The sequence below is a fragment of the Pandoraea communis genome (assembly GCF_902459745.1).
GTDB classification, from domain to species: domain Bacteria; phylum Pseudomonadota; class Gammaproteobacteria; order Burkholderiales; family Burkholderiaceae; genus Pandoraea; species Pandoraea communis.
Map to the genome: position 1 here is coordinate 290813 of NZ_CABPSJ010000006.1, position 21855 is coordinate 312667.

Below are 21855 nucleotides of genomic sequence, written 5' to 3' on the forward strand. Positions count from 1 at the left end.
GTTGGCCCGTTAGCTGAACATGAGGGCCGTGAGCAGGAAGTCGAGGCCGAGCACGGCCAGCGACGCTTGCACCACCGTGCGCGTAGTCGCACGCGACACGCCCTCCGGTGTCGGATGCGCCTCGAACCCCTGATACAGCGCGATAAATGTGACGGCAATGCCGAACACGATGCTCTTGATGACGCCGTTGGCGACGTCTGCCCACACGTCCACGCCGCCTTGCATCTGCGACCAGAACGCGCCGGAGTCCACGCCGATCAATTGCACGCCGACCAGGTAACCGCCAAAAATACCCACGGCCGAGAAGATCGCCGCAAGAATCGGCATGGCGATCACGCCCGCCCAGAAACGCGGGGCCACCACACGTGCGATCGGATCGATCGCCATCATTTCCATGGCGGTCAGTTGTTCGCCCGCCTTCATCAGGCCAATTTCGGCCGTGAGCGAAGTGCCGGCGCGTCCGGCAAATAGCAACGCCGCCACCACCGGGCCCAGCTCACGCACCAGCGAGAGCGCCACAAGCAGCCCCAGCGCCTGTTCCGAGCCGTACTTGTTGAGTGTGTAATAGCCTTGCAAGCCCAGCACGAAGCCGACGAACAGGCCCGAGACGGCAATGATGACGAACGAATAGTTGCCCAGAAAATGCACCTGGTCGGTCACCAGACGAGGCCGGCGCAACAGCGCGCCGCTCGAGCGAAGCATGCGCAGGAACAAGCGTGCGCCGTAGCCGACTCGCTCAACGTGGCCGCGAACAAAACTGCCAATGGCGGTGATCATGCACGCGCTCCGATACCGAAATCTTCCGCCAGCGGTGGTGCGGGATACTGAAACTTCACAGGGCCGTCCGGCTGCGCGTCGATGAACTGGCGCACCGTCGGGTCATTCGAGGCACGCAGCGCGTCGGGCTCACCCTCCGCCGCAATGCGGCCTTCGCTAATGAAATAGATGTAGTCGGCGATGGTGAACGTCTCCGCAACATCGTGCGAAACAATGATGGACGTGGCGCCCAGCGCATCGTTGAGCTTGCGAATCAAATTCGCCGTAATGCCCATCGAGATCGGGTCCAGACCGGTGAACGGCTCGTCGTACATGATCAGGTCCGGGTCCAGCGCCATCGTGCGTGCAAGCGCTACCCGGCGCGCCATCCCGCCCGAGATCTCGGCCGGCTTCATGTCGCGTGCGCCACGCAGCCCGACCGCGTTGAGCTTCATCAGCACAAGATCGCGAATGAGTGCTTCATCGAGCCGGGTGTGTTCGCGTAGCGGGAACGCCACATTGTCGAACACCGTCATGTCAGTGAAGAGCGCACCGAACTGGAACAGCATGCCCATGCGGCGACGCAGCCGGTACCAGCCGTTGTGGTCGAGCGAGGCAACATCGGTGCCGTCGAAATCGACTGTGCCCCGGCTGGCATGGACGAGCCCGCCGATCAGGCGCAATACCGTTGTCTTGCCACAACCCGAGCCCCCCATGACGGCAACGACCTTGCCGCGGGGAAACCGCATATTCAACCCGGAAAGCACCAGACGTTCGCCGTAACCAAAGCTGACGTCGCGCAATTCGAGCAAATTTTCCGGATTCGGGGTAGGCACGTTTCGGGTCTTATAGTGCGGCGCAAAACGCCAATTATAGGGGGGAATGCAAATCGATGCCGCCCAACCAGGGTGGGCGAAAGCGGGGATCGGTGCAGCCCCGCGGCATTCTACAGCGCCTTGGCATATTCGCGCCGACGCGTTCCGAAGTGCGCAACAGACAGAAAACGTAACCGCGGCAAGGACTTACCAATGCCGTTGTCTGCATAGGTGTTGTGCGGTTGCTACAATATGGCGTTTCACGCAATAAGCCATTGACCCGGATGTCCCGCGCCACCCCATCGTCTTCCCGCCCCCATCAGACGCAGCCTACGGAGATGCCGAAGTTTCGGATTCGTCCGATGCTACCCGGCGATATTTCCCAGGTGTTGACGGTGCAGGCGCAAGCCTATCGCGATCCGATGCATGAGTCGGAAGCCACGCTGGCCTCGCGGCTCACGTTGTCGGCGTCCACCTGCTGGGTCGCGGTCGACGCCGACTCGGCGCCTGCCCCGGTGGCCGGCTACCTGTTCACGCACCCCTGGCGCATCGCTGCCCCGCCGCCGCTGGACACGGTCCTCGACGCCCTGCCCGATGCGCCCGACTGCTGGTATGTGCACGATATGGCGCTCGCCCCCCGCACGCGCGGCGCGGGTGTCGCCAGTCAACTCTATGCCGTCGCGCTGGCGTCGGCGCAGTCGCTGGGGTTGCGTGCATCGGCGCTTGTCGCGGTACAGCAATCGCAAGGGTTCTGGGCGCGCTTCGGTTATGCCGCCGCGGCGGATGTCTCACCGCTCATTGCCGCCAAGCTGGCCGGGTACGGCGATGGGGCGGTGTTCATGACACGCAACTTGTAGCCTCCAGTCTGCGTCACACGCGCCGCGCAAATTCCCGCTGCATTCCTTGCACCGCTGCCACGACATCGACGGCTTCCGTCACCGCACGCACGACCGCCGTGCATCCCACGCCCGTATCGAGCACCTGTGCGAGATTGGCCGCATCGATGCCGCCAATCGCCACCAGCGGGTAATGCGGGGCGATCAATTTCACATACCGCGCCAGCTTCGCAAGCCCCTGCGGCGCCGTTGCGATCACCTTGGTCGTCGTGGGGAACACGGCGCCGACCGCCAGATAGCTTGGCCGGAAGTGATGCGCCGCGAGAATCTCATAATAGCCATGCGTGCTGATACCCAGCCGCATGCCGCTCGCAAACAGCGCCGCCACCTCGTCGGCCGAGAGCGCCGCCATGTCTTCCTGCCCGAGATGAACACCGTACGCGTTCGCCTGCGCCGCCTCGCGCCAGTGGTCGTTGATGAACCATGCGCTGTCGTGCGTCACGCGACGCCCGGCGGCCACGGTCCGCTCGATCTCCGAACGCAGCGTGGGGTGCGCCGGGTTCTTGATGCGCAATTGAACGGTGCCAACCTGAAGATCGGCCATGCGTTCGCACCAGGCCGCATCGGGCAACACCGGATACAGGCCGAGGCGTGACGGGCATGCCGGGAAGCGGCCGGGCGACGGCACCTGTCCAAGCACAGCAGGGAAAGTCTCGAGCAAAGTCGGCCATGCCCCCAGCGTGTTCTCATCTTCCGGGCGCGCATGGCTGCCGTCGGTGCGCCAGGCTCGGGCCAGCACGAGCGCGTCGTGCGGCGCGAAGCCGCAGTCGAGAAACGCGGCGAACGCGGGGAAGAAGGCGGGATCGTCCACACCCGCCACACGATAGATCGCGTCATGCGTGTACAGCGTGTCTTGCACATGCCCCCCGTGCGCGAGCGCGTGCGAACACAACACGACGGCACCCTCCGCACGCCAGACGTCGATCTGCACCGATGCGGCTGTGCCCACCTCACCTTGCGGCGAGAGCGGCCACCAGACCACGTCACCTCGACCTGCGCCGGCCGGCGTCTGTGCATGCAGACGCCAATGCGGCGCCGTGTTGTCCGAGGGCCACGGCGCGAGCCGCGCGCGAATGTCGGCAGCGGCCTGCTGCCACGCCATGGCAAGCGGCGCGTCGGCGGGCAGGCATTGCACGTGCGACAACGGGGCGGCGCCGGTATGCGTCGTCATGAAATTTCCTTGTGATTCGGGCTAGCGGCGAACGACGTTCAGACGCCCGTCTGATGCCAGAACGGCACACCGACCACCGGCGTGCTGGCTTCGGCGCTCTCGCGTTCGGCCATCGGCCCGGCGAGCCACGCGGCACGCCCTGCCTTGATCGCAGCGGCAAACGCCCCGGCCATCTCCACCGGTTGCGCGGCGAGCGCCACGGCGGTGTTGAGCAGCGCACCGTCGTAGCCCCACTCCATCACCTGACAGGCGTGCGACGGCAGACCGAGGCCTGCATCGACGATCAAGGGCGTGTCCGGCAGACGATCGCGCAGGAGCCGCAAACCGTAGGGATTGATCACCCCCTTACCGGTGCCGATCGGCGCCCCCCAAGGCATCAGCGCCTGACAGCCGACGTCGAGCAGACGGCGGCACAGCACCAGATCTTCCGTGCAATACGGCAGCACCTTGAAGCCATCGCGAATCAATTGCTCGGCGGCCGTCACCAGACCGAACGGATCGGGCTGGAGCGTGTAGTCGTCGCCGATCAGTTCGAGCTTGATCCAGTCGGTTTCGAAGACTTCGCGCGCCATTTGCGCCGTCGTTATCGCTTCCTGCACTGAATGGCAACCCGCCGTATTGGGCAGCACCGGCACCGCGAGACGGCGCAGCGTCTCCCAGAAAGGGCCTTCCGAGGCCTGCGCCCCCGTGCCCGACAGTTGACGGCGCAACGCCACCGTCACCATGCCCGGACGGGCCGCGTCAATGGAATCGCTCAGCACTTGCAGCGACGGATAGCGCGCCGTGCCGAGCAGGAAACGGCTGCCAAAGCGGGTGTCGTACAGCGTGAGCGCGTCGCGCGCGCTGCCTGCAGCCACGTTGGCCGATTCGGTGAATGCGTTCATTTCAGCCTCCGGCCACCGGTTGCACGACATCGATCTTGTCGCCCTGCGCGAGCGAACGCGCGGCGTATTGCGTCTTGGGTACGAATTGCCCGTTGATCGCCGCGGCGAACGGCGGCTTGGCGCCGTAGGCGACCAGCGCCTCGGCCAGCGTCGCCGTCTCGGCCACGCTCAGTGTCTGTTGATTGATATGGATGTCCATCGCGTACAGCTCCCTCTCATCCGTGCCGGAACAGGTCCGGCCACGGCCGGCTCGCTCGCCACGTCTCCCAGTCGAACGCATGGCCAACGCCCACTTGCCCGCCAGTCGATTGCATCAACGCCTGCGCCAGCGCGCAAGCTTCTCCCGTGACTGCCGGCGCCAGCAAATAGCCGTGCCGGTACAAGCCGTTCACCCGCAGCAGCCGCGCACCGTCCCACTGCACGCGCGGCAGGTGGTCGGGCAGCGCGGGGCGGCAGTTGACGTTCAATTCGATAATGCGCGCCTCGCCGAACGCCGGGGTCAGCGAATGCGCCGCCGAGAGCAGTTCGAGCGCCGAGCGCACGGTCATCGGCGACATGTCTTCCGACTCGAGTTCGGTCGCCCCGATCACATACAGATCGTTTTCCTTGGGCGCGATGTAGATCGGATAACGCGGATGCAGCAACCGTACCGGCCGGCGTAATCCGACACCTGGCGCGTGAATGCGTACCACTTCGCCACGCACGCCGCGCAGGCGCGTGAGCACACCGCGCGCACCCAGCCCGCGGCAATCGATGACGAGACCGGCGTCGGGGTAGGCCCCCTCGGCGATCTCCGTATGCCAATGCAGTTCCGCCCCGGCTTTGGCGAGCCCCGCCGCCAGCGCACGCAGCAGTTGACGGTTATCGAGCTGGCCCTCGTTCGGCAGCAACCAGCCCTCCTGAAAACGCCCGGCAAGCGCGGGCTCGACCTCGCTCAATTGCGCACCCGTCACCCGCTCGACACCACCGCGCAGCAATGCCGGCGGGGCATTCGCGCGCATGCGGCGGTCGAACATGACAGCTTCGGCACGGTCGGGCTGATGCCACACGACCAGCGTGCCGTTACGTTGGAAGAAGACGTGCTCAGGCAGGCCGTCGATCAACGACGGCCAGCGCTCGAGGCCCGCCGCGCCCATCTCGACGATGCTCGGTTCGGCCACGGCGGCCTCGGCCAGCGGCGCGAGCATGGCGGCCGCGACCCAGCCGGCCGCAGACGACCCGTCGGCGTCGCCGCGCTCGAACAGCGCCACGCGCGCACCGGCGCGGATCAGTTGCCAGGCGAGAAGACGGCCGGACAGCCCGCCGCCAAGGATGGCGACGTCAGGACGGGAAGCGGAACGGGAAGTGGATGCGCTCATACGCGCACTGCCGCGCAAGCCGTCACGGCGCGCAGGCACTCAGGGGAACACGAAGGAATTTGTGGAAGGCAGCGCATGGGGTCCTTTCCTCATGAAAGCAAAAGGACGAAACGGTGTTGGACACCTTACCCCACTGGAGGAGTCGGAAACTTCCCACGCCGGTATTACCCGGGTCGGGTGCAAAGGGTCTCTCTCAGCCCCGTGACATCGTTACGCATGGTCAACACCCGCGTCCGGCACGGAGCACCCCTGTTTCGCCCGCAGTCATTACAACATAGATGCCGACGCCCGTGCAAGCTAGGTTTCCGGCCGGTTGCACGTCCGTTGCGTCTCGTTTTTTGACGAATCTTCCGAGTCTTGTAACGACACGTAAACTGAATGTCGACGTGACGCGAGTCCCGGGCTGGAATTCGTGCAACGCAGCATCGGGAACTGAGGTCAAATGAGCCGTTGCCCCCAAAACACGTTGCACCACTGCGGCAGCGCCGCCAGACGATCATGGTTCACACGCCGAAGCCTCCCCAATCTCCCAACGTGCCGCCGGCCGGCGACCCTATCGCGCCCGCGCCCAAACCGCCAAAGCACCCCACGGCCTGGCAATTGATCCGGCCTTACTGGATCTCGGAGAAGCGTTGGGAGGGACGCCGGTTGCTCGCCCTCGTCGTGGTGCTCAACCTTGCGGTCGTGTTCATCAACGTGCGCCTGAACGCGTGGAACGCCGGCTTCTACGATGCCCTGGATAAGCGCGACTGGCCCGTCTTCAAGTCTTCGCTCGCCGAGTTCGCGATACTCGCCTTCAGCTTCATCATCATCGCCACGTTCCGCACCTACTTCCGGCAGATGCTCGAAATCCGGTGGCGGCAATGGGTAACGGATACGAACCTGGCGAAGTGGTTTGCCCATCAGGCGTATTACCGCATCGAACGCGATCATCTCGCCGACAACCCCGACCAACGTATTTCGGAAGACATCCGCACGCTCGTGAGTTCGTCGCTGGCGCTCTCGCTCGATTTGCTGACGACACTCGTCTCACTGTTCTCGTTCATCACGATTCTGTGGACGATCTCGGGCGCGGTGTCGTTCGCGCTGGGCGGCATGAACATCACGATTCCCGGCTACATGGTCTGGGTCGCGGCGCTATACGCCGTCGTGGGTTCGTACTTCATCTTCAAGGTCGGCCGCCCGCTCGTCGGGCTGAGCTATCGGCAGCAGCAGGTGGAAGCGGATTTTCGTTTTCTGCTGGTGCGTCTGCGCGAGTCGGCCGAGCAGGTCGCCCTCTATCGTGGCGAAGGCGCCGAGTTGTCGCGCCTGAAGGCGGCCTTCGGCGCCGTGCGCGACAACTGGTGGCAGATCATGGTCGTGACGAAGCGCCTGATCTTCGCGAACTCGATTTATGCGCAGATCGCCATCGTCTTCCCGATCATGGCGGCCGCGCCGCGCTACTTCGCAGGCGCATTCACGCTCGGCGTGCTCATGCGGATCATCGACGCCTTCGGGCAGGTGAGCGACGGCTTCTCGTGGTTCGTGAACAGTTTCGCGACCCTGGCCGACTGGAAGGCGACGGTCAATCGTCTGCGCGAATTCACACGTGTGATCGACGAACCGCCGCAGGTGCCGCGCGAGGGCGCGATCTCCATCGTGACGGCGAGCAGTTCGACGTCCCCCGCGTATGCGGCGACCGATCTGCATCTCGCGCTTCCCAACGGCGCACCGCTCGCGGTGGCCGGATCGTTCGCCTTCACGCCGGGCTCACGGTGGCTCATCCGCGGCCGCTCGGGCTGCGGCAAGAGCACCATGCTGCGCGCACTCGCCGGGCTGTGGCCCTTCGGCAGCGGCCGCATCGAAGTTCCCGCCAACGCCCGCGTACTGTTCCTCTCGCAGCAAAGCTATCTCCCCATCGACACGCTGAAGGCCGCGCTGGCGTTCCCCTCGCCGCCCGACACGTTCAGCGACGCCGAGTGCCGCGCGGCGCTGACTGCCGTCAATCTCGGCCAATACAATGACGCGTTGCAAACGGTCGCGCACTGGGCGCGGCGGCTCTCGGGCGGCGAACAGCAGCGGATCGCCGCCGCACGCGCCTTGCTTCAGAAACCCGATTACCTGTTCCTCGACGAAGCGACCAGCGCACTCGACGTGGAGACCGAGGAAGCCGTGTACGAAGCCCTGCACGCGCATCTGCCCGGCACCATGATGGTCAGCGTGGCGCATCGCGAAACACTCGGACGCTTTCATCAGCACACCATGACACTGCATGCAACCAACGACATCGAGCGCTCACGGGTGGTCGGCGCCGCCTAGCACGCATGCGCGCCAATTCATTCACTTCCTAAATAATATTGACACGGCTGTCCCGGCGCACAAGGGCTTTGGCATAATCACGAGCACCCTTTGCTCGCCCCGGGTTCATCGTGACCACCCCTGCTTCCTCATCCGGCCAGTCTCCTCACCGCGCCGCACGCACTATCGTCGTGACCGGCGCCGCTTCCGGCATCGGCGCGGCCATCGCCCGCCGGCTCGCTTCTACGCAGACACGCCTGCTGCTGCATACCCGCGGGGCGTCCGACGCGAGTCAGGCGCGCCTCGCCGAAGTGCGTCAGACCTGCGAGAGCCTTGGCGCGCAGTGCGCCGTCTGGTTCGGCGATCTCGCTGAGACCTCGGCCGCCGCGCGTCTGATCGACGCCGCGCACGACGCCTTCGGCTCGATCGATCAACTCGTGAGCAACGCAGGTTTCGCGACGCGCCAGCGCTTGACCGACGTAGACGACGACGCCTTCGCACTCACGCTCGCGGCCATGCCCGGCGCGTTTGCAGCGCTGCTGCGCTGCGCGTTACCCGACCTGCAACGCTCGCCGCAGGCCAGTGTGGTCGCCGTCAGTTCGTTCGTCGCCCATCGCTTCGCACCGAATCAGCCCGGCTTTCCCGCAACGGCCGCCGCCAAAGCCGCCATCGAAGCGCTCGCCAAAAGCGCCGCCGCCGAATACGCCAGCTCGGGCGTGACGATCAATTGCGTTGCACCCGGCTACACGCGCAAGGACAGCGGGCACTCGGCCATCGATCCCGCCGCATGGCAGCGCGCGGCCGACGCCACGCCTACCGGCCGCCTCTGCGAGCCCGACGATATCGCCGCGCTCGCCGTTTTCCTGCTCGGCCCGCATGCGCGCCAGATCACGGGACAGGTGATCCACGTCGACGGGGGCCTGACACTCTGAGTCGCACGTCACCCCGCGTGGGTACAAAAAACAACACACGTCACACACATAACGACAAGCACACGATCCACCGAGGAGTCTTCATGGCATTTTTTTCCTGGTTCAAGGAACTCAACACGAAGGAGCGCAAGGCCCTGTATGCGGGCTTCGGCGGCTACGCCGTCGATGCGTTCGACTTCATGATCTATTCCTTCCTGATTCCCACGCTCATCGCAGCGTGGGGGATGACGAAGGGCGAAGCGGGCATGATCGCGACCAGTTCGCTCATCTCGTCAGCGGTGGGCGGATGGCTCGCCGGCATTCTCGCGGATCGCTTCGGCCGCGTGCGCGTGCTTCAGTGGACGATCGCCACGTTTTGCCTGTTCACGTTCCTCTCGGGCTTCACGAACTCGTTCTGGCAGTTGCTCATCACGCGCACGTTGCAAGGCATCGGCTTCGGCGGGGAATGGACTGTCGTCACGATGATGATGGGCGAGATGATCCGCTCGCCACAGCATCGCGCGAAGGCGGTCGGCACGGTGCAAAGCAGTTGGTCGGTCGGCTGGGCCGCCGCCGCGCTGCTGTACTGGTTCTTCTTCGCCGTGCTCGACGAAGGCACCGCGTGGCGCGCGTGCTTCTGGATCGGTATCGTGCCCGCGCTGTGGATCACGTACGTGCGCCGTAACGTGTCGGACCCGGAGATCTACACGCAGACCCGCCGCAAGATCGCCGAGGGCAAACTGCACGGCAATTTCATGCAGATATTTGCCCCGGAGCATTTGAAGACGACGATCCTCGGCAGCTTGCTGTGCTCCGGCATGCTTGGCGGCTACTACGCGATCACCACGTGGCTGCCGACCTATCTGAAGACCGTGCGCGGGCTCTCGGTGTTCAACACGAGCGCGTATCTGATCGTGCTGATCGTCGGCTCGTTCGTGGGCTACATCGTCGGTGCGATTCTCTCCGACAAACTCGGACGTCGCGGCGCCTTCGTCTTCTTCGCCGTCGCATCGTTCCTGCTCGGCATGGCGTACACGATGCTGCCGATCACCGACAGCGCGATGCTGTTGCTCGGTTTCCCGCTCGGCATCGTCGTGCAAGGCATTTTCGCCGGTATCGGCGCGTATCTGACGGAGCTGTATCCGAACCACATTCGCGGTTCCGGACAAGGTTTCTGCTACAACCTGGGACGCGGCATCGGCTCGTTCTTCCCCATCGCCGTCGGCATGCTCGCGCAAACCGGCTCGCTCGTGAAGGCCATCGGCATGGTGGCGGGCGGCGGTTACCTGCTCGTGGTCGTGTGCGCGCTGCTGCTGCCCGAGACGCGCGGCAAGTCGCTTGTCACGGCGGACGTCACGCACTGATCGTGCCGATGCCACGAAACGCCATCGGTCCGCCGACGGCAAAACGGGACGCCGGATCGCTGACTACCGTCGATCCGACGTCCCGCCGCCTCACCGGGTGGCCATCCGTGTAAGCCAGCCAACCCGGAACCACTTCCGCAGTGCTCGCCGCTTATGTGCTTGCGCGGCGTCGCCACCGACACACCCCCGCCTACACACCTGCCGCCGAAAACGCGCCGGCCAATCCGGCATAAGGCACTTCCGGCAATCCTTGCACGCCGCAACGCACGGCAAACACGTGGCCATCGTGCTCGTTGGCGCCCGCGCCCGGACGAATCGACGTCACGAACAACGTATCGAAGTCGCGCCCGCCGAACGCGCACATCGAGGGCTTCGACACCGGCAACACGATTTCTCGATCCAACTCGCCCGCCGGCGTGAAGCGCAACAAACGGCTGCCATCGTTGGCACACGTCCAGTAGCCGCCATCGGCATCGACGGCCGCGCCGTCGGGGCGGCCCGGATATCGATTCATGTCCACGAACAAACGCCGCTCACCGATCGCGCCGCTCTGCGCATCGAAGTCGAACGCCCACACGCGACGGCGCGTCGGATGCGAATCGCTAAGATACATCGTGCGGCTGTCGGGCGAGAAACCCAGACCGTTCTGCGTGACAAGACCGTCGACGAGCGGTGCGGACAGATGCCCATCGGCATCGAAACGAAAGAGCGAACCCGCGTCGCTCGCGAGCGACATGTCCTGCACCATCGTGCCCGCCCAGAAGCGGCCCTGACGGTCACAGCGCCCGTCGTTGAAGCGCATGCCCGGCGCGGGAAACGGAGGGGCGGCCATCCGCTGCCACTCGGACGCGGCAATGACGCCGGGCGTCCCCAGCCGCACCGCGAACAGCCCGGTCTCGCAACCCGCGAGCAACGTGCCCGAGGCGTCGAACGAGAAGCACGCGATCTGTTCCGGGAAGGTCCATTGGCAATGCTCGCCGTCGGCGGGCGTCACGCGATGCAATTGCTTCGCGGGGATGTCTACCCAGTAGAGCGCTTGCTCGTTCGCGCGCCACAGCGGGCTTTCCCCCACGGCATGCGGTGTATCTCGCGACGGCTCGAGTCGTTCGATGGACACGCTCATGCCTTGGGCTCCATCGGCCCCAACAACACGAACGGGCCGCCCTGGAAGCGCTGCGTCCAGTCGTCCATCTGCGGATCGGGGGCCTTGAGCGGGAACAGACCGGCGAATTCGGCGGAACTGTCTTGCGCACGGAAGCCGAGGAACGCAGCCTTCGTGTTGTCGACCCACAGCGTCGGGTTGTTCGACACGCCGTAGACGATGGCATGTCCCACACGATTCGTGAACAGCGAGCAACGCACGAGCTCGACGAAATCGCGATAGCTCAGGTACGTCACCATCATGCGCGGGTTCTTTGGCTGCTCGAACGACGACCCGATGCGCAGACACACGGTCTCAAGACCGAAGCGGTCGAAGTAGTAGCGCGACAGGTCTTCGCCAAAACACTTCGAGATGCCATACATGCCGTCCGGGCGATGCGGTGCGTCGACGTCGAGCACTTCCGTCACGGGATGGAAACCGACCGCGTGATTCGAGCTGGCGTAGACGATGCGCTTCACGCCCTGCTTCTGCGCCGCGCTGTAGACGTTATACAAGCCGAGGATGTTGGCTTGCAGAATGTCGTCGAAAGGCGCTTCGACGGAAACGCCACCCAGATGCACCAGCGCATCCACCCCTTCGAGCAAGGCGTGCACCGCGGCGCGATCGGCGAGGTCGACCTGCATGGCTTCTTCGTGCGGCGCCTCGGCCTTGAGCGGCACGATGTCGCTCACGCGCACGATGTCTGCCCATTCTGCGAGCTTGCCGCGCAGTTGTTTACCAAGATTGCCCGCCGCGCCGGTCAGCAGCAGACGACGGAAGGGTTTGCCGGAAGTCTGGCTCATGTCACTCCTTGTTCATCGGTAGATCGCAATGCATGCCACGATGCATTGCGACAACAAAGCCGACGCCGCGCCGCATACCCGAGGGGAGGTGGGCAGCGCGACGCACGTCAAATCGTCATGCGGCGAAGTCTTGCCCCGCCACCCCGTCCGCTACGCATTGGCCGTGCGGCCCACGTCGACGCGTCTGGCCGGCAACGGCGTGGCCGTGCCCGTGATGCCGGGCTTGACCACGGTCCACAAAATCACCGCGCCGATCAGATCGCCCAGGCCCAGCGCCACGAAGAACGGGGCATAGCCCACCACCGTCACGAAGGTGCCGATCACCAGCGTGAAAAGCAGGTTGCCGATCCCCGCGGACAATCCGGCCATGCCCGTCACCGTCGCCACTTCGTTACGCGGGAACAGGTCGGCCGACATCGAAATCACACTGATCGAAAGCGTCTGGTGCGCAAAGCCGCCCAGACACAGCAGGAAGATCGCCATCATCGGATCTGCGACGAAGCCCACCCCGCACATCGCCGTCATGATGATGGCGCCGACGGTGAACACAACCCGCTTGCCGTTGAAAATCGTGATTTTGAAATGCTTGTTCAGCCAGACGGAAATCGTGCCGCCCATCAGGCACCCGATGTCCGCCGCCACGAACGGCAACCATGCCGTCGCGGCAATCGTCTTCAGATCGAAACCGCGCGCCTGATTGAGGTATAGCGGCATCCAGAACACGATCGTGCCCCACACCGGGTCGGCGAAGAAGCGCGGCAGGGCGATGCCCCAGAAATTGCGCTGACGCAGGATCGAAAGCGGGTTCGGTTTGCGCGCGTCGGCAGCGAGGTCGACGGCATGCCCTTCATTGATGTACTCGGACTCTGCCGTCGTGAGTGCCGGATGATCGGTCGGGTGACGGTAGAACAGGTACCACAGCACGCCCCACACGAGGCCGAGACCGCCCGCGATCACGAACGCCGTTTCCCAGTTGTAGCGCATGATCGACCAGGCGATCAGCGGCGGCGCGAGAATCGCGCCTACCGACGTACCGATGTTGAAGATGCCCGCGGCAAGCGCTCGCTCCTTCGACGGGAACCAGAACGCCGCCGCGCGCATGCCGGCCGGAATGAACGACGCCTCGGCCAGCCCCAGCAATCCGCGCAGCACGAACAGACCGATCCAGCCGTCTGCCAGACCGTGCAGCATGCATACCACCGACCACATCACGCCGCACAGCAGGAAGCCCAATCTCAGACCGATGCGGTCCATCAGGTAGCCGGTGAGCGGGGCGCCGATCGGATACAACACGAGGAATGCGCCGGTGATCCAGCCGTATTGCTGAGTCGTAATGTGGAGATCCTTCATTACCGTGGGGGCGGCAACGGCAAGCGAACTGCGCGCAAGGTAGTTCATGACCGTGCCAAGCGTCAGCAGCCCGATCATCCACCAGCGCAGGCCTTTGATTTTCAGTGCCATGATGGTTGTCTCTCTCCGTGAATATTCTTGTCGCGAGCGCGCAGCTCGCATGGAGAGGCATCCTACGTCAGAAGATGTACGATGACAATGGTCGAATACGCCGTTTACGGATAATCCCTAGGGCTTCCGGCGGCTCCGTCGCCTGACGCTATAACCCTTGCGTTAGTTGAAGATTACCTACGCTCGGAACGTTTTATCACATATGAATTGGCAGTGAAAGCGCCTTGTTGTATGACATCTTATATTTAGAGATCGACGGATTCCTCAATCCCATCAGCGGCGCCGCAGATCCTTGCAGGCGAGATGAAGGGGCAAGAAAAAACCGCCCGGACGTTGCCGTCCGGACGGTTTCTCCACAGTGACGCAGATGCCTACCTCTGCGCCCCTCCTCTCAACCCCGTATTTGTGGTTTTGGCAGGCATTACCTGCGCGCACCCCGAAGGGCACGCTTTGAAGCTTAGCGCGGCAGTTCCGAATGTCCCATCAGGAACTCGTCAACGGCACGGGCGCACTGACGGCCTTCGCGAATCGCCCACACCACCAGCGATTGACCACGGCGCACGTCGCCTGCGGCGAAGACCTTCGGCAGGTTCGTCGTGTAGGCGCGCTCGCCTTCGGTCGAGGCGCGCACGTTGCCGCGTGCATCCTTGTCGACGCCGAACGCGTCGAGCACGGTCTGCAACGGCGAGACGAAGCCCATCGCGAGCAACACCAGATCGGCCTTGAGTTCGAATTCCGAGCCCGGCACTTCCAGCATCTTGCCGTCCTTCCATTCGAGACGCACGGCGATCAGCTTCTCGACCTTGCCGTTCTTGCCTTCGAAGCGCTTCGTCGCCACCGACCAGTCACGCTCGCAGCCCTCTTCGTGGCTCGACGACGTACGCAGCTTGGTCGGCCAGTACGGCCACACCATCGGCTTGTTCTCGTGCTCGGGCGGCTGCGGCAGCAGTTCGAACTGCGTCACGCTTTTCGCGCCGTGGCGGTTCGACGTGCCCACGCAATCGGAGCCGGTGTCGCCACCGCCGATCACGATCACACGCTTGCCCGTGGCCAGCAACTGGTTCGCCAGCTTGTCGCCCGCATTCACCTTATTTTGTTGCGGCAGGAATTCCATCGCGAAATGGATGCCTTCCAGCTCGCGGCCCGGCACCGGCAGATCGCGCGGCTGCTCTGCGCCACCCGCGATTACCACGGCGTCAAACTGCGCCTGCAACTGATCCGGCGAAATCGTCTCTTTGGAAAAGTTGTTGATGTGCGCATCGGGGGCATCGCGGCCGACATAAACCCCGGTGCGGAACGTCACGCCTTCGGCTTCCATCTGGCGCATGCGACGGTCGATCAGCCACTTCTCCAGCTTGAAGTCGGGGATACCGTAACGCAGCAGCCCGCCCACGCGATCGTTCTTTTCGAACACGGTGACGTCGTGACCGGCGCGCGCGAGTTGCTGCGCCACGGCCATACCCGCCGGGCCCGAACCGACCACAGCGACCGTCTTGCCGGTCTTGTGCTTTGCGGGCTGCGGCTCGACCCAGCCTTCGGTCCACGCCTTGTCGATGATCGCGTGCTCGATGGACTTGATGCCCACGGCGTCGCTGTTGATGTTCAGCGTGCACGCAGCTTCACACGGCGCCGGACAGATACGGCCCGTGAACTCCGGGAAGTTGTTCGTCGAGTGCAGCACCGAGATGGCCGACTTCCAGTCCTGGCGATACACCAGATCGTTGAAGTCGGGAATGATGTTGTTGACCGGGCAACCGTTGGTGCAGAAGGGAATGCCGCAGTCCATGCAGCGTGCGCCCTGCACTTTTGCCTGATCGTCGGAGAGCGCGAGCACGAACTCCTTGTAGTGCTTCATGCGTGCCAGCGGTGCTTCGTACGACTCGCTCTGGCGCTCGAATTCGAGAAAACCTGTGACCTTGCCCATGTTTCTTCAGTCGGAAAGTTTTGTGGTTACCGTGCCTCGCCCGCGCGCGGCACGCCGTGGGGCCCTCACCCCGTGGCGTTGCCGCGCGAGCGGCTTCAGGCCGCCAGTGCTTGTTTGTCGCCCGCCTTGGCCATTTCGCCCAAGGCTCGCTTGTATTCGTTCGGGAACACCTTCACGAATTTGCGGCGCGCGCCGTCCCAGTCTTCGAGCAGCGCCTTCGCGCGCGTGGAGCCCGTGAACTGGAAGTGACGCTCGATCAGTTCGCGCAGTTGCGCCTCGTCGGTCTGACCGCGATGCCACAGCCCCTGGCTCACCGTGCGCTCCTGCTCGGCGTGCGGCAGCACCGGATCCAGTGCGACCATCGCCGTGTTGCACTTCGCGGTGAACGTACCGTCAGCGTCGTACACATAAGCCACACCGCCCGACATACCGGCCGAGAAGTTACGGCCGGTCTCGCCCAGCACGACCACCGTACCGCCGGTCATGTACTCGCAACCGTGATCGCCCGTGCCTTCCACCACTGCGGTGGCGCCCGAGTTGCGCACGCAGAAGCGTTCGCCGGCCACACCGTTGAAGAAGGCTTCGCCTTCGATGGCGCCGATCATCACGGTATTGCCCACGATGATGTTGTCTTCGGCGTTGCCACGGAAGTCGTTGGTCGGACGCACGATGATGCGGCCGCCCGACAGCCCCTTGCCCACGTAGTCGTTGCCGTCACCCACCAGATCGAGCGTAATGCCGCGCGCGAGGAACGCACCGAAGCTCTGACCCGCCGTGCCCTTGAGCTGCACGTGGATCGTGTCGTCCGGCAGGCCGTCGTGGCCGTAACGCTTGGCCACTTCGCCCGAGAGCATCGCGCCAACCGTACGGTTGCGGTTACGCACCGGCTGGATGAACGAGACATGCTCGCCTTTCTCGAGCGCCGGCAGCGCCTTTTCGATGAGCGCATGATCGAGCGCCCCCGTCAGGCCGTGGTCTTGCGATTCGACGTGCATACGCGGCACGTCGGCGCCCACTTCCGGCTGATAGAAGATGCGCGAGAAATCGAGCCCCTTCGCCTTCCAGTGCTCCACGCCCGACTTGGTGTTGAGCAGGTCGGCACGGCCGATCAGGTCGTCGAACTTCGAGATGCCCAGTTGCGCCATGATTTCGCGCACTTCCTCGGCCACGAAGAAGAAGTAGTTGACGACATGTTCCGGCTTGCCCTGGAATTTCTTGCGCAGCACCGGGTCTTGCGTCGCCACGCCCACCGGGCAGGTGTTCAGGTGGCACTTGCGCATCATGATGCAGCCTTCGACGACGAGCGGTGCCGTCGCGAAGCCGAATTCGTCTGCGCCGAGCAATGCACCGATCACTACGTCGCGGCCGGTCTTCATCTGACCGTCGGCCTGCACGCGGATACGACCGCGCAGGCGGTTGAGCACCAGCGTCTGTTGCGTTTCCGCCAGACCCAGTTCCCACGGCGTGCCGGCATACTTCACCGACGACAGCGGCGACGCGCCCGTGCCACCGTCGTGACCGGCGATCACCACGTGATCGGCCTTGGCCTTCGCGACACCGGCGGCAACCGTGCCCACGCCCACTTCGGACACGAGCTTCACCGAGATCGACGACGAGGCGTTCACGTTCTTCAGATCGTGAATGAGCTGCGCCAGATCTTCAATCGAATAGATATCGTGGTGCGGCGGCGGCGAAATCAGGCCAACGCCCGGCACGGAGTAGCGCAGCTTGCCGATATATTCCGTCACCTTGTGACCCGGCAACTGACCGCCTTCGCCCGGCTTCGCACCCTGCGCCATCTTGATCTGAATCTGGTCGGCCGAGACCAGATAGTCGGCCGTCACACCGAAGCGGCCCGACGCGACCTGCTTGATGCGCGAGCGCAGCGAATCGCCATCTTGCAACTCGATATCGGACTCGATGACATCGCGACCCACGATCGACGCGAGCGATTCCCCCTTCTTGATCGGAATGCCCTTCAGCTCGTTGCGATAGCGGCGCGGATCTTCACCGCCCTCACCCGTGTTCGACTTGCCGCCGATACGGTTCATCGCGACAGCCAGCGTGGCGTGCGCTTCGGTCGAGATCGAACCGAGCGACATGGCGCCCGTGGCGAAACGCTTCACGATGTCCTTGGCCGACTCCACCTGATCGAGCGGGATCGCGCGCTGCGGATCGACGCGGAACTCGAACAGACCGCGCAGCGTCATGTGGCGCTTGCTCTGGTCGTTGATGAGATTCGCGTACTCCTTGTACGTCTGGTACGAGTTCGAACGGGTCGAGTGCTGGAGCTTGGCAATGACGTCCGGCGTCCACATGTGGTCTTCGCCACGAATGCGGAACGCGTATTCACCGCCGGCGTCGAGCATGTTGGCCAGCACCGGATTGTCGCCGAAGGCGTCGCGATGCAGACGCACGGCTTCCTCGGCCACTTCGAAGATGCCGATCCCGCCAACGTTCGATGCCGTGCCGTGGAAATACTTCCTGACCAGTTCCTGCGACAGGCCGATGGCTTCGAAGATCTGCGCGCCCGTGTACGACATGTACGTCGAGATGCCCATCTTCGACATGACCTTGTGCAGGCCCTTGCCCACGGCCTTGACGAAGTGCTTGATCGCCTTTTCCGGCGTCAGATCGCCGCCTTGCTTGCGGGCGATCTGGGCAAGCGTTTCCATCGCCAGGTACGGGTGCACGGCTTCCGCGCCGTAGCCCGCGAGCAATGCGAAGTGGTGCACTTCACGCGCCGACCCGGTTTCGACCACCAGGCCCGTGCTCGTGCGCAGCCCCTGCGTGACCAGATGCTGGTGCACGGCGGACGTGGCGAGCAGCGCCGGGATCGCGACTTGTTCGCGGTTCGTCAGGCGGTCCGAGACGATCAGGATGTTGTAGCCCGACTTCACGGCGTCGATGGCTTCGGCGCACAGCGATGCGAGGCGTGCCTCGATACCTTCCTTGCCCCACGCAACCGGATAGCAGATGTTCAACTCGTACGAGCGGAATTTGCCGCCGGTGTACTTGTCGATGTGGCGGATCTTCGCGATTTCCTTGAAGTCCAGCACCGGCTGCGACACCTCGAGACGCATCGGCGGGTTGATGTTGTTCGTGTCGAGCAGGTTCGGCTTCGGGCCGATGAACGACACCAGCGACATCACCATGTTCTCGCGGATCGGGTCGATCGGCGGGTTCGTCACCTGCGCGAAGAGCTGACGGAAGTAGTGATAGAGCGTCTTGTTCTTGTTGCTCATGACCGCGAGCGGGCTGTCGTTGCCCATCGAGCCCACGGCTTCTTCGCCGTTGATCGCCATCGGCGTCATCAGCAACTTCACTTCTTCCTGCGTGTAGCCGAATGCCTGCTGCAAGTCGAGCAGCGGCGTGGCGGTGTCGTGATGCACACCGGCCTCTTCGACCTTCGGCTCGATCTCGTCGAGCTTGATGCGCACGGCGTCGATCCAGCTCTTGTACGGCTTCGCGTTGGCGAGGTTGTCCTTCAGTTCCTTGTCGTCGATGATGCGGCCCTGTTCCATGTCGATCAGGAACATCTTGCCCGGCTGAAGACGCCACTTCTTGACGATCTTCGACTCGGGTATCGGCAGCACGCCCGACTCCGACGCCAGAATGACCATCTCGTCGTCGGTAATCACGAAGCGCGCCGGACGCAGGCCGTTACGGTCGAGCGTCGCGCCGATCTGACGGCCATCGGTGAACGCGATGGCGGCGGGGCCGTCCCACGGCTCCATCATCGCGGCGTGGTATTCGTAGAACGCGCGGCGGTTCTCGTCCATCAGCGTGTGCTGTTCCCAGGCTTCCGGGATCATCATCATCACGGCGTGGGCGAGCGGGTAGCCGGCCATCGTGAGCATTTCGAGGCAGTTGTCGAACGACGCGGTGTCCGACTGGCCCGGATAGATCAGCGGCCACAGCTTTTGCAGATCGCTGCCGAGCACGGCCGACGAGATCGCGCCCGTGCGGGCGTTGATCCAGTTCACGTTGCCCTTCACGGTGTTGATTTCACCGTTGTGCGCGACCATGCGGTACGGGTGCGCCAGTTCCCAGGCCGGGAACGTGTTCGTCGAGAAGCGTTGGTGAACGAGAGCGAGTGCCGAGACGGTGCGCGGATCGGCCAGATCGCGATAGTAGCGGCCGACCTGATCGCACAGCAGCAGGCCCTTGTAGACGATAGTGCGCGCCGACATCGACGGCACGAAATATTCCTTGCCGTGCTTGAGCTTGAGCGCCTGGATACGGTGGCTTGCCGTTTTGCGGATGACGTACAGCTTACGCTCGAGGGCGTCCGTCACCATGATGTCCTGACCGCGACCGATGAAGATCTGGCGGATCACCGGCTCGGTGGCCTTCACGTTGGGCGACATCGGCATGTCGCGATCGATCGCGACATCGCGCCAGCCCAGCACGACCTGCCCTTCAGCCTTCACGGTGCGCTCGAGTTCCTGTTCGCAAGCCAGACGCGACGCGTGCTCCTTCGGCAGGAAGATCATGCCGACGCCATATTCACCGGCCGGCGGCAGGGTCACGCCCTGTTGGGCCATTTCTTCACGGTAGAACTGGTCGGGAATCTGCAACAGGATACCGGCGCCGTCCCCCATCAACGGGTCGGCACCGACGGCGCCCCGGTGATCGAGGTTCTCGAGAATCTTCAGGCCCTGCTCGACGATAGCGTGGCTTTTCACGCCCTTGATGTGCGCCACGAAGCCCACGCCGCAGGCATCGTGTTCGTTGGCCGGGTCGTACATGCCCTGTGCGTCCGGCGCCAAGTACGCCTCACCCGGCAGCGCTGCTGCCGTCGCAATCGGTTGTTGTTTCATTTCCACGAGTTACACCGTCTCTTGGCGAGGTCGCCGCGCGCATGCTCGTCGCGGTCGACCGGGTTAAGTGGGGTTGGCCGGGCGGGCCAGGGCTGCGGATTCGCGCACGTCGAAGATCGTTCTCGGGCGTTGCCACAGGGGCCGACTCAGCGCGCACGCTTTTGCGCATCGCACCAATCGGCCGAAGTTGGAATATACGCCATGAAATTCACAATGACAAAATATTTTAATGGGGTCAGATTCCAATTAAAAACCGCACCAAAAGAAGGCTCATTTTTAATGGGGTCAAATTAATTTCGTCCGATGAGGGTCTGCCGAAAAACCCGTGATTTCAAGTGCTTGGAATATGGATGACAGACCGGAGCCGGTCTGTCGGGAGGCGCATCAAAGGGTATCGGACACCGGCTTCCGGGGGCGGCCACGCGTTAGCGGACTCACCCGGCGATTCGCGGCGAGCGACATGCGCGCCTGATACTCGGGGCCGCCGAGCAACCACCCTTTTTGCGTTGCTGTACGCAGTGCGTCGATCTCATGCGGCGGCAGCGGAATCGAGAACCCCTCTGCGTAAGCGCGCTGACGTTCGAACGGCGTATTGCCGAGCGCCCAGTACAGCGCGTGATCCGTTACCAGGCTGTCGACCGTGAGGCCGACGTGATGGTTGTAACTCGACCACACGTAATTACCTGGGGCGTCCACCAGACCTGCGCGCACCGGATTGAGTTCGACATAACGGCTCGCGAGCAACAGATAGTGCTCGGCCTCGATCACCGTGGCGCGATACCGGCCTTCCCACAGGGTGCCGGTGCGGTGGTGGCGACGGTTGAAATACAGCACGTAATAGCGGCCGACCGCCTGCAAGGTTGCAGGCAGACTGCGCTCGTCGGACGGCGTGGCGACCAGATGCAGATGGTTCGGCATCATGCACCACGCGTGAATCGCCAATCCGTTGGCGCGTGCAGCGTCGCGCAGCCGGTCGTGGAATACGCGCCGGTCTTCGTCGTCCACGAAGATGGCTTGCCGGTTATTGCCGCGCAGAATGACATGCTGCGGTTGGCGCGGAATGAAAAGTCTCGGTAATCGGGCCATGCTTGTTTAAATTTAATGCTTTAAAGCTCGACATCACGATTCACGAGAGAGTTTTATCTCGAAAAATCTCTTTAAATACTGATATCCAGCCAAACCCCGTTAATTCGTGCAAAAGCTCTAGATCCGGCGATTGCGCCATGAAATCCCAAGCGCATAATGCATCAAAAAATAAATAAATAATCTTG

General features: G+C 63.6%; 16 protein-coding genes and 1 riboswitch. Of the genes, 4 read left to right on the plus strand and 12 right to left on the minus strand.

The window, feature by feature from the left end:
* Nucleotides 1-9: 9 nt before the first annotated feature.
* Both mlaE and PCO31110_RS21180 read right to left on the minus strand, forming a co-directional pair.
* Nucleotides 10-777: a lipid asymmetry maintenance ABC transporter permease subunit MlaE gene (mlaE, locus tag PCO31110_RS21175; protein ID WP_010808165.1), complete on the minus strand. Its 768-nt coding sequence runs from the start codon at nucleotides 775-777 to the stop codon at nucleotides 10-12.
* Nucleotides 774-1592, minus strand: a complete 819-nt coding sequence (locus tag PCO31110_RS21180) for an ABC transporter ATP-binding protein (protein WP_010808164.1) — start codon at nucleotides 1590-1592, stop codon at nucleotides 774-776. Before PCO31110_RS21180 ends, mlaE begins: the two co-directional genes overlap by 4 nt.
* Nucleotides 1593-1933: 341 nt before the next feature.
* Between PCO31110_RS21180 and PCO31110_RS21185 the strand changes: the two genes are divergently transcribed.
* The gene (locus PCO31110_RS21185; protein ID WP_246189925.1) at nucleotides 1934-2428 is read left to right on the plus strand and encodes a GNAT family N-acetyltransferase; all 495 of its coding nucleotides are present in this window, start codon (nucleotides 1934-1936) and stop codon (nucleotides 2426-2428) included.
* A 13-nt stretch (nucleotides 2429-2441) separates the two neighbouring features.
* Here PCO31110_RS21185 and PCO31110_RS21190 read toward each other — a convergent pair whose 3' ends face one another.
* From PCO31110_RS21190 to PCO31110_RS21205, 4 genes are read right to left on the minus strand one after another with little or no spacing between them, the layout of a single operon-like run.
* Nucleotides 2442-3638 carry a thiamine phosphate synthase gene (locus PCO31110_RS21190; RefSeq protein ID WP_246189926.1) on the minus strand — a complete coding sequence of 399 codons (1197 nt, stop codon included), beginning with the start codon at nucleotides 3636-3638 and terminating at the stop codon, nucleotides 2442-2444.
* Nucleotides 3639-3676: 38 nt separating this feature from the next.
* A complete protein-coding gene (locus tag PCO31110_RS21195; protein ID WP_010808161.1) occupies nucleotides 3677-4522 on the minus strand; it encodes a thiazole synthase in 846 nt (281 codons plus the stop codon).
* A 1-nt stretch (nucleotide 4523) separates the two neighbouring features.
* Nucleotides 4524-4721 (minus strand): sulfur carrier protein ThiS, encoded by a 198-nt coding sequence (gene thiS / locus PCO31110_RS21200; RefSeq protein WP_010808160.1) that lies wholly within the window; start codon nucleotides 4719-4721, stop codon nucleotides 4524-4526.
* Nucleotides 4722-4737: 16 nt separating this feature from the next.
* Nucleotides 4738-5880, minus strand: a complete 1143-nt coding sequence (locus tag PCO31110_RS21205; protein ID WP_010808159.1) for an FAD-dependent oxidoreductase — start codon at nucleotides 5878-5880, stop codon at nucleotides 4738-4740.
* A gap of 133 nt (nucleotides 5881-6013) precedes the next feature.
* Nucleotides 6014-6141: riboswitch (TPP riboswitch) on the minus strand.
* 237 nt (nucleotides 6142-6378) lie between these two features.
* Here PCO31110_RS21205 and PCO31110_RS21210 point away from each other — a divergent pair.
* The 3 genes from PCO31110_RS21210 to PCO31110_RS21220 all read left to right on the plus strand — a co-directional run bounded on the left by PCO31110_RS21210 (nucleotide 6379) and on the right by PCO31110_RS21220 (nucleotide 10432).
* A complete protein-coding gene (locus PCO31110_RS21210; RefSeq protein ID WP_150691310.1) occupies nucleotides 6379-8178 on the plus strand; it encodes an ABC transporter ATP-binding protein/permease in 1800 nt (599 codons plus the stop codon).
* A gap of 110 nt (nucleotides 8179-8288) precedes the next feature.
* Nucleotides 8289-9089 carry an SDR family NAD(P)-dependent oxidoreductase gene (locus PCO31110_RS21215; RefSeq protein ID WP_150691311.1) on the plus strand — a complete coding sequence of 267 codons (801 nt, stop codon included), beginning with the start codon at nucleotides 8289-8291 and terminating at the stop codon, nucleotides 9087-9089.
* 83 nt (nucleotides 9090-9172) lie between these two features.
* Nucleotides 9173-10432: an MFS transporter gene (locus tag PCO31110_RS21220; protein WP_010808156.1), complete on the plus strand. Its 1260-nt coding sequence runs from the start codon at nucleotides 9173-9175 to the stop codon at nucleotides 10430-10432.
* A gap of 190 nt (nucleotides 10433-10622) precedes the next feature.
* On the opposite strand, the gene PCO31110_RS21225 is transcribed toward PCO31110_RS21220, so the two are convergent.
* The 6 genes from PCO31110_RS21225 to PCO31110_RS21250 all read right to left on the minus strand — a co-directional run bounded on the left by PCO31110_RS21225 (nucleotide 10623) and on the right by PCO31110_RS21250 (nucleotide 21670).
* Nucleotides 10623-11555 (minus strand): SMP-30/gluconolactonase/LRE family protein, encoded by a 933-nt coding sequence (locus PCO31110_RS21225; RefSeq protein WP_150691312.1) that lies wholly within the window; start codon nucleotides 11553-11555, stop codon nucleotides 10623-10625.
* The gene (locus tag PCO31110_RS21230) at nucleotides 11552-12376 is read right to left on the minus strand and encodes an NAD-dependent epimerase/dehydratase family protein (RefSeq protein WP_150691313.1); all 825 of its coding nucleotides are present in this window, start codon (nucleotides 12374-12376) and stop codon (nucleotides 11552-11554) included. Before PCO31110_RS21230 ends, PCO31110_RS21225 begins: the two co-directional genes overlap by 4 nt.
* 150 nt (nucleotides 12377-12526) lie before the next feature.
* Nucleotides 12527-13837 (minus strand): MFS transporter, encoded by a 1311-nt coding sequence (locus PCO31110_RS21235; RefSeq protein WP_010808153.1) that lies wholly within the window; start codon nucleotides 13835-13837, stop codon nucleotides 12527-12529.
* Nucleotides 13838-14294: 457 nt separating this feature from the next.
* Nucleotides 14295-15761 (minus strand): glutamate synthase subunit beta, encoded by a 1467-nt coding sequence (locus PCO31110_RS21240; protein WP_150691314.1) that lies wholly within the window; start codon nucleotides 15759-15761, stop codon nucleotides 14295-14297.
* Between the two features lie 95 nt (nucleotides 15762-15856).
* Nucleotides 15857-20584 carry a glutamate synthase subunit alpha gene (locus PCO31110_RS21245; protein WP_010808151.1) on the minus strand — a complete coding sequence of 1576 codons (4728 nt, stop codon included), beginning with the start codon at nucleotides 20582-20584 and terminating at the stop codon, nucleotides 15857-15859.
* Nucleotides 20585-20968: 384 nt separating this feature from the next.
* Nucleotides 20969-21670, minus strand: a complete 702-nt coding sequence (locus PCO31110_RS21250; protein WP_010808150.1) for a transposase — start codon at nucleotides 21668-21670, stop codon at nucleotides 20969-20971.
* Nucleotides 21671-21855 lie beyond the last annotated feature (185 nt).